The sequence below is a fragment of the Streptomyces sp. PsTaAH-124 genome, assembly GCF_000373685.1.
In the GTDB taxonomy this organism is placed as follows: domain Bacteria; phylum Actinomycetota; class Actinomycetes; order Streptomycetales; family Streptomycetaceae; genus Streptomyces; species Streptomyces andamanensis.
Genome location: NZ_KB892208.1, coordinates 235,399 through 248,519, shown reverse-complemented (window position 1 = coordinate 248,519; position 13,121 = coordinate 235,399). Strand labels below are relative to the sequence as shown.

Annotated in this window: 13 protein-coding genes; 11 read left to right on the top strand and 2 right to left on the bottom strand. The window is 74.7% G+C overall.

Annotated elements, in window-relative coordinates; translation table 11 throughout:
• Positions 1 to 51: 51 nt before the first annotated feature.
• Positions 52 to 933, top strand: coding sequence for a non-homologous end-joining DNA ligase (gene ligD, locus B086_RS0136685; RefSeq protein ID WP_018571428.1), 882 nt, complete (start codon positions 52 to 54; stop codon positions 931 to 933).
• Positions 934 to 956: 23 nt separating this feature from the next.
• On the opposite strand, the gene B086_RS0136680 is transcribed toward ligD, so the two are convergent.
• On the bottom strand, positions 957 to 1,823 hold the full coding sequence (locus tag B086_RS0136680; RefSeq protein WP_078531313.1) for a nuclease-related domain-containing protein: 867 nt from the start codon (positions 1,821 to 1,823) through the stop codon (positions 957 to 959).
• 129 nt (positions 1,824 to 1,952) lie between these two features.
• On the opposite strand from B086_RS0136680, the gene B086_RS0136675 reads away from it, so the two are divergent.
• From B086_RS0136675 to B086_RS0136630, 10 genes are all read left to right on the top strand, one after another.
• The gene (locus B086_RS0136675; protein ID WP_018571426.1) at positions 1,953 to 2,441 is read left to right on the top strand and encodes a protein-tyrosine phosphatase family protein; all 489 of its coding nucleotides are present in this window, start codon (positions 1,953 to 1,955) and stop codon (positions 2,439 to 2,441) included.
• Positions 2,442 to 2,618: 177 nt separating this feature from the next.
• Positions 2,619 to 3,419, top strand: a complete 801-nt coding sequence (locus tag B086_RS0136670; protein WP_018571425.1) for a hypothetical protein — start codon at positions 2,619 to 2,621, stop codon at positions 3,417 to 3,419.
• Positions 3,416 to 4,744, top strand: a complete 1,329-nt coding sequence (locus tag B086_RS0136665; RefSeq protein ID WP_051115981.1) for a sensor histidine kinase — start codon at positions 3,416 to 3,418, stop codon at positions 4,742 to 4,744. The genes B086_RS0136670 and B086_RS0136665 overlap by 4 nt, the downstream gene beginning before the upstream one ends.
• Before the next feature lie 130 nt (positions 4,745 to 4,874).
• Positions 4,875 to 5,399 (top strand): SH3 domain-containing protein, encoded by a 525-nt coding sequence (locus tag B086_RS0136660; protein WP_018571423.1) that lies wholly within the window; start codon positions 4,875 to 4,877, stop codon positions 5,397 to 5,399.
• 58 nt (positions 5,400 to 5,457) lie between these two features.
• Entirely contained in the window at positions 5,458 to 6,849 is a 1,392-nt protein-coding gene (locus tag B086_RS0136655) for an FtsW/RodA/SpoVE family cell cycle protein (RefSeq protein ID WP_026253159.1), read from the top strand.
• A gap of 142 nt (positions 6,850 to 6,991) precedes the next feature.
• Positions 6,992 to 8,467, top strand: a complete 1,476-nt coding sequence (locus B086_RS0136650) for a penicillin-binding transpeptidase domain-containing protein (RefSeq protein ID WP_018571421.1) — start codon at positions 6,992 to 6,994, stop codon at positions 8,465 to 8,467.
• A gap of 131 nt (positions 8,468 to 8,598) precedes the next feature.
• The gene (locus B086_RS0136645; protein ID WP_018571420.1) at positions 8,599 to 9,537 is read left to right on the top strand and encodes an AurF N-oxygenase family protein; all 939 of its coding nucleotides are present in this window, start codon (positions 8,599 to 8,601) and stop codon (positions 9,535 to 9,537) included.
• 86 nt (positions 9,538 to 9,623) lie between these two features.
• Positions 9,624 to 10,280, top strand: a complete 657-nt coding sequence (locus B086_RS0136640) for a TetR/AcrR family transcriptional regulator (RefSeq protein WP_018571419.1) — start codon at positions 9,624 to 9,626, stop codon at positions 10,278 to 10,280.
• 10 nt (positions 10,281 to 10,290) lie between these two features.
• Positions 10,291 to 10,599: a hypothetical protein gene (locus B086_RS0136635; protein ID WP_018571418.1), complete on the top strand. Its 309-nt coding sequence runs from the start codon at positions 10,291 to 10,293 to the stop codon at positions 10,597 to 10,599.
• Between the two features lie 102 nt (positions 10,600 to 10,701).
• On the top strand, positions 10,702 to 11,826 hold the full coding sequence (locus B086_RS0136630) for a C40 family peptidase (RefSeq protein ID WP_026253158.1): 1,125 nt from the start codon (positions 10,702 to 10,704) through the stop codon (positions 11,824 to 11,826).
• A 20-nt stretch (positions 11,827 to 11,846) separates the two neighbouring features.
• Here B086_RS0136630 and B086_RS0136625 read toward each other — a convergent pair whose 3' ends face one another.
• Positions 11,847 to 13,112 carry a styrene monooxygenase/indole monooxygenase family protein gene (locus tag B086_RS0136625; protein ID WP_018571416.1) on the bottom strand — a complete coding sequence of 422 codons (1,266 nt, stop codon included), beginning with the start codon at positions 13,110 to 13,112 and terminating at the stop codon, positions 11,847 to 11,849.
• Positions 13,113 to 13,121: the final 9 nt, after the last annotated feature.

Here is a 13,121-nt window from a genome sequence, read left to right as displayed (position 1 = left end):
TCCGGGCCGGATGTGTTCGGTTTCACCTGAAGTACATGCTTTTCTTATCGTATGGCGCCGATCACGGACGTGGAGGGCCGACGGCTCGCGCTCAGCAATCTGGACAAGGTGCTGTATCCCGCGACCGGTTTCACCAAGGGCGAGGTGCTGCACTACTACGCGACCGTCGCCGAGGTGCTGCTCCCCCATCTGCGCGACCGGCCGGTGTCCTTCCTGCGGTATCCGGACGGCCCCGACGGCCAGGTCTTCTTCACCAAGAACGTGCCGCCCGGTACACCCGAGTGGGTGACCACGGCCGAGGTGCCGCGCTCGGCGGGACCGGCCCGGATGGTGCTCGTGCAGGATCTGCCGAGCCTGATGTGGGCCGCCAACCTGGTGACGGAGTTCCACACCCCGCAGTGGCGGGCCGGGGCGCCGGAGGAGGCGGACCGGATCGTGTTCGACCTCGATCCGGGGCCGCCCGCGACCGTGGCCGACTGCCGCGAGGTGGCGCTCTGGCTGCGCGAGCGGCTGGCCGCGGACGGGATCGAGGCGTACGCGAAGACCTCCGGTTCCAAGGGGCTGCACCTGCTGGCCGCGGTGCGCGGCGCCTCCGGAGAGCGGACCTCCGCGTACGCCAAGGAGCTGGCCGTGGAGGCGGAGCGGGCGATGCCGGGTCTGGTGCTGCACCGCATGACGCGCACGCTGCGGCCGGGCAAGGTCTTCGTCGACTGGAGCCAGAACGCGGCGCGCAAGACGACCGCCGCGCCCTACACCCTGCGCGCGCGGGCGCACCCCACCGTCTCCGCCCCGGTGACCTGGGAGGAGGTCGCCGGGTGCCGGGCGCCGCGGCAGCTCCGCTTCGAGGCCGGGGACATCGCGGACCGGGTACGCGACCACGGGGACCTGCTGGCCCCGCTCCTTGATCCGGCGCGGGCGCACGCGCTGCCCTAGCCGCAGCGCCGTTCGGGCCAGGGTCAGACCCGCGTCCACGTGGCGCGGTCGCGGGCCATCGCGTGCAGGGCCTCCACGTCCGCCGGTTTCAGGACGCCGCCCAGGCGCGCCAGGCTCTCCAGGTCCGCGTCCCGCAGCACGCGGACCCCGCGCGGCGGGGCGGTGACCCTGAGGTCGGCGGGGGCGGCCAGGGCCAGCAGCGGGTGCACCTCGGCGGTGAGGGCGAAGGAGGCCCGGTCGGCGGCGGCGCGGACGCGCCGGATCAGGGGCTGCGGCTCGTGGCGGCCCAACGCGACCACCGGGTCGGCCACCCGGACGCGCTGCTTGCGGGCGTACACGCTGTGCACGGCGAACAGTCCGCCGGGGCCGATCGCCAGATGGTGGATGCGGTCGCCGCCGGGCAGCGGCACGGAGTGCAGGACGCGCCAGCCGGTGCCCTCCAGCCGGTCCAGCGCCTCGCCCGCCGCGCGCTCCGCCGCGAGCGCCCGGCGGCGCGGGTCGGCGCGCAGACGGTGGGCGGGGGCCGGGTCCCGTTCGAGGGCGACGAGCAGGGCCTCGCCGGGGCGGTTGGGCGCCAGGTCGTCGTCGGGGTGCAGGCTCAGCCGGGCCAGGTCGGCGCGGGTGGGGACGGGCGGCGGACCCACCGCGACCGGACCGGCGAGGAAGGGGCCGAGCGCCTCCAGCACGTCCTCCCGGGCGTCCTCGGCCAGCAGGTGCACCCGGGCTGCATCCCGGTCGTACCAGGCGGCGGTACGGCCGTCGCCCGCGCAGACGTAGAGCCGGTCCGGCTCGTGACGGCCGCCCGGTACGACCCGCAGGCGCTCCCGGCCACTCCCGCCGTGCCGTCCGGGCTGTCCGTGCCGTCCGGGCTCCCGACGTGATGCGCTCATCCACCATCACCCCTACGACCATGGGAACAGGCGGGGTGCTCCCGGGGCAAGAACGCGGCTACCTTTGAGGAGCCGTGGGCGGGGAGTTGGGGAGGTGCGCCGTTGCCGACCGGTGGAACACGACCCTTGGTGCCGGCTCCGGAGAGCCCGTGGAACGAGATCGTGCCCGGCCTGTGGATGGGCGGACACGAGGTGCGGGACGGTTCCGGGCGCTCGGCCCCGGTCGTCGTGCGCGACGAGTTCGACCTGGTGCAGACGCTGCTCAGGCTGCCCGGCCACGGTCCGGCGACCGGGGTCGCCCACCAGGTGTGGCCGATCCCGGACGGACCGCTGGACGCCACCCAGCTGGCCGGGGTGATGCGGCTCGCGCAGGCCGCCTGTGCCGCGCTGGACGACGGCCGGCGGGTCCTGGTGCGCTGCTGGTCCGGGTACAACCGCTCGGGCCTGGTCGTCGGGCACGCGCTGATGCTCCGGGGCAGCGGCGCCGACGAGGCGATCGGGCTGATCCGCGCCCGTCGCTCGCCCTGGGCGCTGCACAACGAGCTGTTCGCCGACTACCTGCGGGCGGGGCTGGCCACGGTCCGGCTGCTGGAGGAGCTGGGGGAACCGGCCGAGTAGCCGCCCGCCCCGCGGAGCCGGGCAGGCCGAAGGGCCGCCCGATCCGCAAAAAGGACGTCCGTACGAATAATACGAATATGGTGGACGAGACCCGGAGGCACGGGTCCCGTCCCCGACCGCCCCGACCGGGCCCGCCGTCCCCGGTGCCGCCCCGACCCCCGTCCCCTCCGGAGAACAGTGTTCCGCAAGCGCCCCGCCCGCGTCACCGCCGTCGTCGCCCTGCTGCTGGCCACGGCGGCGGGCTGCGGCGACGCGGGCGGACTGCGGGCCGCGGGCAGCACCGAGACCGCCGTCAGCCCGGCCCGGCTCTGGCCCTCGCTGCGCCCGGCCGCCAGCCCCGCCTGGCCGTACGACGAGGTGCAGATCGAGACGGTCAAGGGGATCACCGCCCCCGGCGACGACATCCGCGAGGTCGACCCGGTGGCCGTCGTGCGCGCCGAGATCGCCGCGCATCCGAGCGACTACCAGGGCGCCAAGGCGCCGTACCGGGACACCGGCGCCCGGCTGGCCGGGTGCGGGGCGGGGCCCGGCCACGGCGACTGCCCCGTGCTGCGGCCGTACTACCGCGACCTGACCGGTGACGGACGCGACGATCTGACGCTGGGCTTCCGCCTGTATCCCACCAACCAGACGGCCGTGCGCGTCTACACCTTCGAGGGGCACCGGCTCGTCCAGGTGTTCGCCAACGACGACGCGGTGATCGGCGTCGAACTGGCCGGGCGGGCCGTGATCATCCGCTCGCCCGCGGGGATCGCGGGGTACGAGTACCGCACCAGCTGGTCCTGGGACGCGGACCAGCGGGCGATGGTGTTCACCCGGGACGAGTTCCTGCGCACCGGGCCGCACAAGCCGACACGGGCCCGCACCCCGGCGCCCACCGTCCCGCCGTCGCCCGTGCCCCGGCCCGCCCCCAGCGAGACCCCGGCTCCGGCCCCCGGCCTCACCCCGTCCGCGCTGCCGAGCGAGAGCGGCCGATGAGGATGGCGCTGCCCCGGTGGGCCGGATCGCTGGGCGCGAAGGCCGCGGCCTTCATCACCGTGATGTGCTGCGCACTCGCCGCGCTGCTCGGCATCCTCGTGCATGTGTCGGTGACCGACCAGACCGTCGGCCAGGCCCGTGAGCTGGCGCTGACCCGGCTGAAGGACGCCACGAGCGCCTTCGAGTCCGGGGACACCCCGCTGCCCGGCACCGGCGTCGACCCGGACGGGCTGCCGCCGTCGCTGCGGCGGCTGGCCGCGAGCGGGCAGCGCGGCACGGTGGTCGGGCGGCACCACGGGCGGCCCACGATGTGGGCGGCCGGTCCCGCCGACCACGGGCGGGTGCTGGCCGTCGAGGTCGACTACTCGCAGCAGGCGCACACCATCGCCGGTCTGGACAACGCCATCCTGTGGTCGTCCGGACTGGCCATCGGGGCGACGCTGCTGGTGGGCGCGTTCGCCGTGACCCGGGTGACCCGGCGGCTGCACGCGACGGCGCTGGTGGCCCGCCGGATCAGCACCGGCGACCTGGACGCGCGGGTGAACGACCCACTGACCCGCGACCGCTCGCGCCCGCAGGACGAGGTGGCCGCGGTCGCCGCCGCGCTGGACTCGATGGCCGCCTCGCTCCAGGGCAAGCTGCTGGCCGAGCAGCGCTTCACCGCGGACGTGGCGCACGAGCTGCGCACTCCGCTGACCGGACTGCACGCGGCGGCCGAGCTGCTGCCGCCGGGCCGCCCCACGGAGCTGGTGCGCGACCGGGTGGCGGCGCTGCGCACGCTCACCGAGGACCTGCTGGAGATCTCCCGCCTCGACACCGGGCGGGAGCGGGCCGCCCTGGACGCCGAGCACCTGAGCACGGTGGCGCGGCGGGCGGTGCGCGCGGCGGACGCGGCGGCCGGGGACGGCACGCGGGTCAGGGTCGTACGGGACGTGTACGTGGAGACGGACCGGCGGCGGCTGGAACGGGTGCTCGGCAATCTGGTGGCCAACGCGCACCGGCACGGCCGGCCGCCGGTGGTGCTGACCGTGGACGGTCCGGTGGTCACCGTGCGCGACCACGGCGACGGCTTCCCCGCGTATCTGCTGGAGCACGGGCCGCAGCGGTTCCGCACCGAGGGCGGCGCGACGGGGCACGGGCTCGGGCTGACGATCGCGCGCGGCCAGGCGGAGGTGCTGGGCGCCCGGCTGGGGTTCGCCAACGCGGCGGACGGCGGGGCGGTGGCGACCCTGACGCTGCCGCAGAGCCCGCCGGAGGCCCCCGGGGACCCGGCGGCGGCCGGAGAGCCGGAAGCCGGGGCGGGAGCGCCGGGCGAGCCCGTCTGACGGCATTTCAGGTGACGTCCTGCCCGCCTCCGCAGCGTGGCGGGACGGCCCCGGCCGATGCGCTCCTAATGTGGCGGCACGTCAGAAAAGTTCACTTTCCTGGACTTCGCCGCCCCACTGGAGGTCGTCCGTGTCCCCGCACTCCCCGCACTCCCCGCGCTCCCCGCGCACCGCGCTCGCCCGGCTCGCCGTGACGGCCGCCGCCGGTGTCCTGCTGGCCGCCGCCGTCGCGCCCGCCGTCGCCGACGAGGACGGCCGCGCCGTCCCGGCGGGCACCCCCGCCCCCGCCGCCGGAGCCGCCACCACCCCCGCACCGGCCACCTCACCCACCTCACCCGCCTCCGCCACCCTCCCCGCGTCCACCGCCTCGCCCACCGCCGCCGCCCCCGCGCAGAGCGGCACGCCGGACAGTGCCACCCGCTTCTACCGGGGCCGGGTCACCGCCCGGGGCGGGCTCGCGCTGCGCTCGCGGCCGGACCGGGGCAGCCAGGTGCTCCGGGTGGCCCGCCAGGGCGAGACGGTCTGGATCTACTGCAAGACGAACGGCGCGAACGTGGACGGCAACCACCTGTGGTACCTCCTCGCGGACGGCACCTGGGCCTGGGGCTCGGCCCGCTACATCGACAACATCGGGCCCGCGCCACGCTGGTGCTGACCCGCACGACGTCCGATATGCATCTTTTCGGTAGATTCCCGGCATGACCGAGGCCGGAATGACCGGGACCACCGGAACCACGGGAGCCGCCGGAGCCACGGGAGCCACCGCGGCGGCGGACCCCTCCCCGCCGGGCGCGCCGCGCCTGCCCCGGCGGCGCGGCGTCGAACTCGCCCTCATCGTCCTCGCCGTCCTGCTGTCCGTGTACGGCTACTGCGCCGTCGGCCTGGCCAGGCACGGCACGATCCCGCCCGGCGCCGCCGGTTACGGCGCCGGGCTCGGCGTGCTCGCGCTGCTCGCGCACGGCGCGGTGCGGCTGCGGGCGCCGTACGCCGACCCGCTGCTGCTGCCCATCGGCGTACTGCTGAACGGGCTCGGCCTGGTGCTGATCTACCGGCTGGACCTGGAGACGCCGGGCGAGCGGGCGGCGCCGGTGCAACTGGTGTGGTCCACGCTGGGCGTGGCGCTGTTCACCCTGGTCGTGTTCGTGCTGCGCGACCACCGCTGGCTCCAGCGGTACGCGTACGTCTGCGTGGTGGCCGCGCTCGCGCTGCTCACGCTGCCCATCCTCTTCCCGGCGGTGAACGGCGCCCGCATCTGGATCCGCTTCGGCGGGTTCTCCTTCCAGCCGGGCGAGTTCGCCAAGGTGCTGCTCGCGGTGTTCTTCGCCGCGTACCTCGCCGCCAACCGCAACGCGCTGGCGTACACCGGCCGCCGGGTGTGGCGGGTACAACTGCCCACCGGGCGGGTGCTGGGGCCGGTGGTCGCGATCTGGCTGCTGAGCGTCGGGGTGCTCGTGCTGGAGCGGGACCTGGGGACCTCGCTGCTGTTCTTCGGACTGTTCGTGGTGATGCTGTACATCGCCACCGGCCGCACCGGCTGGATCGCGCTCGGGCTGCTGCTCGCCACGGCCGGGGCGTTCGCCGTCGGCTGGCTGGAGCCGCATGTGCACAGCCGGGTGGCGGAGTGGCTGCATCCGTTCGCGACGATCGAGGCGGGACGGGGCCCCGGACAGGTCGCCCAGTCGCTGTTCTCGTTCGCGGCGGGCGGGGTGCTCGGCACCGGTCTCGGGCTCGGCCACTCGATCCTGGTCGGCTTCGCGGTGAAGTCGGACTTCATCCTGGCCACCGCCGGGGAGGAACTGGGCCTGGCCGGGCTGTCCGCGGTCTTCCTGCTGTACGCCCTGCTCGTCGAGCGCGGCTACCGGGCCGGCCTCGCCCTGCGCGACCCGTTCGGGCGGCTGCTGGCGGTGGGGCTCGCCTCGATCGTGGCGCTCCAGGTGTTCGTGATCGCGGGCGGGGTGACCGGCCTGATCCCGCTGACCGGCATGGCGATGCCCTTCCTGGCCCAGGGCGGCTCCTCGGTGGTCACCAACTGGGCGATCGTGGCCCTCCTGATCCGGGTCAGCCATGTGGCCCGGCGCCAGTACGACGGGACGGTGGCCCCATGAGCGGCGCGCGCCCGGGGCCGGGGACCACCACCGCCGCGCACCGCGCCCGGTCCTTCCCGGAAGCCGCCATCGCGCCCCATGCCCGGACACGCCCGGGGACCGCCGCCACGACCCGGCCCCGGGCCGGCCGGGGGGTCCCCCGGTGACCCGGCACATCCGGCACGCCGCCGTGTTCTGCCTGGTCCTGCTGGCGGCGCTGCTGGTGAACACGGCGTGGCTCCAGGTGTTCCAGGGCCGGTCCTACGGCGGCAACCCGGCCAACCGCCGCCCGGCCATCGCCCGTTACCAGAAGCCGCGCGGCGACATCCTGGTCGGCGGGCGGAAGGTGACCGGCTCCCGGGACACCGGTGAGCAGCTCCGCTACGAACGCACGTACGCCGACGGTCCGTTGTACGCCCCGGTCACCGGCTTCGCCTCGCAGCTGTACGGCACCACGTACCTGGAGCGCTCCGAGGACCGGGTGCTGGCGGGGACCGATCCGATGCTGGCGGGGTTCCGGCTGTGGAACGACTTCACGCGCGGGCAGCCCGCGGGCGGCGACGTGGTGACGACGCTGAACGCGGCGGCGCAGCGGGCGGCCTTCGACGGGCTGGGGGCGCGCAAGGGGGCGGTGGCGGCGGTGGAACCGGCCACGGGACGGATCCTGGCGCTGGTGTCGACCCCGTCGTACGACCCGGCGGAGCTGTCCGGGAACGGGCCGGCGGCCGAGGCGGCCTGGGCGCGGCTGAACGACGATCCGGAGCAGCCGATGCTCAACCGGGCGGTGCGGCAGACGTACCCGCCGGGTTCGACGTTCAAGGTGGTGACCGCGGCGGCGGCACTGGACTCGGGGGTGGTGACGGACCTGGACGCGCCGACCGACTCGCCGGACCCCTACCGGCTGCCGGGCAGCACCACGCGGCTGGTCAACGAGGCCGACGACTGCGAGGACGCCTCGCTGCGCTTCGCCTTCGCCTGGTCGTGCAACACGGTGTTCGCCAAGCTCGGCGTGGACGTCGGCGCGCAGGCGATGCGGGAGGCGGCGCGGGGCTTCGGTTTCGACGACCCGGATCTGAAGGTGCCCTTCGCGGTGGCGCCGAGCACGTTCGACGCGCCCGCCGACCGGGCGCAGCTCGCGCTGTCGTCCATCGGGCAGTACAACACGCGGGCCACACCGTTGCAGATGGCGATGGTGGCGGCGGCGGTCGCGAACGGCGGCCAGGTGCGGGTGCCGTATCTCGTGGAGCGGACCACGCGCAGCGGCGGGACCACGGTGTCGGCGGCCGGGTCGCGGCCGGTACGGCAGGTGATGCGGGCGACGACGGCGGAGCGGCTGCGGGAGCTGATGTGCGACGTGGTGAGCGACGGCACCGGCCGCAACGCGGCGATCCCGGGCGCCGTGGTGGGCGGCAAGACGGGCACCGCGCAGCACGGGGTGGGCAACGCGGGCACGCCGTACGCCTGGTTCGTCTCCTGGGCGCAGGGCACGGAGGACCTGGATCCGCGGGTGGCGGTGGCCGTGGTGGTGGAGGACGCCTCGGCGCGGCGCGGTGACATCAGCGGCGGCGGTACGGCGGCGCCGATCGCGAAGGCGGTGATGGAGGCGGTGCTGCGGACACCGGCGGCATCTGGTCCGTAGGGAATGGGCCGACATGTCGTGCGCGAGGGATTGACGGGCTTGCTGACAAGCAGTCTCATAAGAGGCGAAGGAACTGACTGCCGAGTAACCAGTCGGTCCGGCCGCATTCCCGTACGACGAGGTGGACAGCCATGACGACCGTGACGGAAGCCGAGGCGCTCGCCGGACTGCGCGACGCGCTCGGCCTGCTCAAGGACCGGGAGCAGGTGGCCGAGCGGCTGCTCGACTCTTCCGCCAAGCACTCCTTCGACCCGGACAAGGAGCTGGACTGGGAGGCGCCCTTCGAGGAGGGCAAGTGGTTCTGGCCGCCGGAGCTGGTCTCGCTGTACGGCACCCCGCTGTGGAAGCGGATGGGCGAGGAGCAGCGGATCCTGCTCTCCCGGCACGAGGCCGCCGCGCTCGCCTCCCTCGGCATCTGGTTCGAGCTGATCCTGATGCAGCTGCTCGTGCGGCACGTCTACGACAAGGCGGTCACCAGCGCGCACGTGCGCTACGCCCTGACCGAGATCGAGGACGAGTGCCGGCACTCGAAGATGTTCGCCCGCATGATCACCCGCGGCGGCACCCCCTGGTACCCGGTGAGCCCGGTCCACCAGCACCTCGGCCGGCTCTTCAAGACCATCTCCACGACCCCCGGCTCCTTCACCGCCACCCTGCTCGGCGAGGAGGTGCTCGACTGGATGCAGCGCCTGACCTTCCCGGACGAGCGGATACAGCCGCTGGTGCGCGGGGTCACTCGCATCCACGTCGTGGAGGAGGCCCGGCACGTGCGCTACGCCCGTGAGGAGCTGCGCCGCCAGATGGTGACCGCGCCGAAGTGGTCCAAGGAGTTCACCCGGGTCACCTCCGGCGAGTTCGCCCGGGTCTTCTCGCTCGCCTTCATCAACCCCGAGGTCTATCCGAACGTGGGCCTGGACAAGCGCGAGGCCATGGCCCAGGTGAAGGCCAGCGGGCACCGGCGCGAGATCATGCAGACCGGTGCCAGGCGGCTCACCGACTTCCTCGACGACATCGGGGTGCTGCGGGGCGTCGGGCGGCAGCTGTGGCGGTCCTCGGGCCTGCTGGCGTGACCGGCCGCGGCGACGCGCCGGAGCGGGCGCGTCAGCGGCCCGCTCGGGACGGCCGGGCCGGACCGCCACCGATTACGCTGCTGGTCATGAGCCCCGCCGCCCCGACCCCCGCCTACCGCCGCCTCAGCGTCGAGGAACGGCGCGCCCAACTGCTCGAAGCGGCCCTGTCCCTCTTCGCGCACCGGGCGCCCGAGGAGGTCTCGCTGGACGACGTGGCGGAGGCCGCCGGGGTGTCGCGCCCGCTGGTGTACCGGTACTTCCCCGGCGGCAAGCAGCAGCTGTACGAGGCCGCGCTGCGCTCCGCCGCCGAGGAGCTGCGGCACTGCTTCGACGAGCCGCGCACCGGCCCGCTGCTGCCCCGTCTGGCCCGCGCCCTGGACCGCTACCTGGCCTTCGTCGACCAGCACGGCACCGGGTTCAGCGCGCTGCTCCAGGGCGGCAGCGTGGTGGAGACCTCCCGCACCACCGCCATCGTGGACGGGGTGCGCCGGGCCGCCGCCGAGCACATCCTCAGCCACCTCCGGGTCGACGCCCCCGGACCGCGGCTGCGCATGACCGTACGGATGTGGATCACCGCCGTGGAGGCCGCCTCGCTCATCTGGCTCGACGAGGACAAGCAGCCGCCCGTCGGGGAGCTGCGGGACTGGCTGGTCGAGCAGTTCGCGGCCGTGCTGGCGGTGACCGCGGCCCGCGACCCCCAGACCGCCGAGCTGGTCCGGCGCCTGTCCGCGGCGGATGACTGACACTGGTGCCGTGAAGAGCGAAGACACCCCCTTCGAGGGCGGGCCCATGGACGGCCGGGTGCTGGCCGTGCTGGTGGGCCCCACCGGGAACCCCCCGAAGACGTACCGCATCCCGGTCCCGGACCCGGCCGGCGGCCCGCCCACCGTGCTCGTCTACCGGCGGGAGCCGCGCGGGCACAGCAAGCGGCTCGGGCTGCCGCAGGGCTGGAAGTACACCTTCGACCCGGAGGGCCGGCGCGGCACCGGACGGAGGTGGCCGTGGTCCCGCCCGGCACCCCGGAAGGCGGACGAGGGCAAGCCGGGTGACACCGGCGGGTGACCTGGTTGCGCCGGACGGCGCACGACCGGCACACAAATCGGCTCATACGTCCAATCCTCACGGTGTGGAGCGGAGGGACCGCCCCGCACCGGAGGTGATGTCGTGTCAGGCAGGACACTGCGCCTGGTGTGCACGGCGGCGGTGGCGGCACAGGCCGCCCTCGTCCCGGCGACCGCCACGGCCGAGCCATGGCCCGCGGCGCCCGGACAGCCGTCCACGGCCGCGCTGCTGACGGGCTTCCAGTCCCTGTACCGGCAGTCCGAGCAGGCCACCGCGGTCTACGGCGCCACCGCCGAGCGGCTGGAGCGCCAGCGCGCGGAGACCGACCGGCTGGCCGCCGCCCTCGGCCGGGCCCGGCAGGACCTGGCCGCCGGACGGGCGGCGGCGGGCCGGCTCGCCCGCCAGGAGTACCAGGGCACCAGCGACTTCTCCCCCTATCTGCGGCTGCTGCTCGCCCGCGACCCGCAGCACGCCCTGGAGCAGGGCCATGTCATCGGACAGATGGCCCGCCAGCGCGCCGAGGCGGTGGCCCGGCTGACGTCCGGCGAGCGGACGGCGGACCGGCTGGCACGCGCCGCCCGCACCGCCTACGACGCCCGGCTCGCCCTGGCCCGGCGGCAGCAGCGGGACCGCGACGCCGTACGGGAGAAGCTGCACGCCATCGAGAAACTGCTCGCCTCGCTCAGCCCGGCGCAGCTCACCGCGCTCGCCGCCGTCGAGCAGAACGGCACCGACCGGACGCGCACCGCACTGCTCGCCTCCGGCGCGCTGGGCGCCGCCAGGCCGCCCACGCCCGAGGGCGAGGCGGCCGTGCGCTACGCGGTGCGCCAGCTCGGCAAGCCCTACCGGTGGGGCGCCACGGGACCGGCGGCCTACGACTGCTCGGGCCTGACCTCGCGGGCCTGGGGCCAGGCCGGTACGCCCATTCCGCGCACCAGCCAGGAGCAGTGGGCCCGGCTGCCGCACGTGCCGCTGGCCCAGCTGCGGCCGGGCGACCTGGTGGTCTACTTCCCCCGGGCCACCCATGTCGCCCTCTACCTCGGCGACGGCATGGTGGTGCAGGCGCCCCGGCCCGGGACGAAGGTGAAGGTCTCCCCGCTCACCGCCAACCCGGTGCTCGGCGCGGTGCGCCCCGACCCGGGCGGCAGTCCGCTGCCCCGGTACGCCCCGCCCGCGCTCCCACCGGGCGCAGCGGCCGGGGCGGACACGGCACCGCCGAAGCTGTGACGCCGGGCGAAGCGGTGACGTCAGGCGGCGGGCGCGGCGCCCGCGACCTCGGCCACGTACGCCTCGGCCCTGTCCGGCTCGTAGAAGAAGTGCTCGAAGTCGGCCGGGTCGTTGAAGGCGTTGGCGATGCGGTCGGCGATGGGCGGGAGCTGACCGGCGGCGCCGAAGAGGTTCAGGACGTGCTCCGGCGGCGGGGCGAGCATGGCGTTCGTCCACTTGGTGACGTGCCGGGCGGTGTCCCAGTAGCGGTCGAACGTCTGCTGCATCCACTCCTCGTCGAACGGCTTGTCGCCGTGTTCGAGGATCGAGGCGAGATAGGCGGCGGCGCACTTGGACGCCGAGTTCGAACCCTGGCCGGTGATCGGGTCGTTGGCGACGACGACGTCCGCGACGCCCAGCACCAGGCCGCCGCCGGGCAGCCGCCCGACCGGCTTGCGCACGGTGGGCGCGTAGCGGCCGGCCAGGGTGCCGCCCGCGTCGGTCAGCTCCACCTCCGTGGCACGCGCGTACTCCCACGGCGTGAACGTCCGCATCAGGTCCAGCGTCAGGGCCAGATGCCGGGCCGGGTCCTTGACGCCCTTGAAGACGTCGAGGGGCCCGCCGGGTATGCCCTCCCAGAACAGGATGTCGGCGCGGCCCGAGAGGGTGAGGGTCGGCATGACGAACAGCTCGCCGACCCCGGGCACCACGTTGCAGCGGACCGCGTCGAGGTCCGGGTGCTCCGGGCGCGGGCCGAGCCCGTGCACGTACGCCACCGCCAGCGCGCGCTGCGGCTCGCTGTAGGGCGAGCGCTCCGCGTCCCGCTCGAACATCGACACCAGCTCGCCCTTGCCCGCCGAGACGAGGACGAGGTCGTAGGCGCGGGAGAAGTAGTCGAGGTCGCCGACGGCCGCGCCGTGGATGACGAGCTGGCCGCCGCGCTGCGCGAAGGTCTCCATCCAGCCGGCCATCTTGACCCGCTGGTCGACCGACTGCGCGTATCCGTCGAGCCGGCCCAGCCAGTCGATCGCCCGCTGGGTGGGACCGGGGTCGTGGGAGCCGGGCGCGGCGACCGAGAGGCCGAGGCCCTCGATCCTGGGGGCCTGGGACTCCCAGAAGTTCACCTGGACGTCCCGCTCGTGCTGGAGCGCGGTGTGGAACATGCACTGGGTCGACATGACCCGGCCGGAGCGGATCTCGTCCGCGGTCCGGTTGGACATGAGGGTGACCTCGTACCCGTGCGACTGGAGGCCGAGGGCGAGCTGGAGACCGGACTGGCCGGCCCCCACGACGAGTATCTTTCTCATGCGGGTGCT

Bases quoted from the DNA above. Each gene is read 5' to 3' on its own strand.
- ligD (WP_018571428.1), top strand. From the start codon at position 52: ATGGCGCCGATCACGGACGTGGAGGGCCGACGGCTCGCGCTCAGCAAT.
- B086_RS0136680 (WP_078531313.1), bottom strand. From the start codon at position 1,823: ATGAGCGCATCACGTCGGGAGCCCGGACGGCACGGACAGCCCGGACGG.
- B086_RS0136665 (WP_051115981.1), top strand. From the start codon at position 3,416: ATGAGGATGGCGCTGCCCCGGTGGGCCGGATCGCTGGGCGCGAAGGCC.
- B086_RS0136655 (WP_026253159.1), top strand. From the start codon at position 5,458: ATGACCGGGACCACCGGAACCACGGGAGCCGCCGGAGCCACGGGAGCC.
- B086_RS0136645 (WP_018571420.1), top strand. From the start codon at position 8,599: ATGACGACCGTGACGGAAGCCGAGGCGCTCGCCGGACTGCGCGACGCG.
- B086_RS0136640 (WP_018571419.1), top strand. From the start codon at position 9,624: ATGAGCCCCGCCGCCCCGACCCCCGCCTACCGCCGCCTCAGCGTCGAG.
- B086_RS0136625 (WP_018571416.1), bottom strand. From the start codon at position 13,112: ATGAGAAAGATACTCGTCGTGGGGGCCGGCCAGTCCGGTCTCCAGCTC.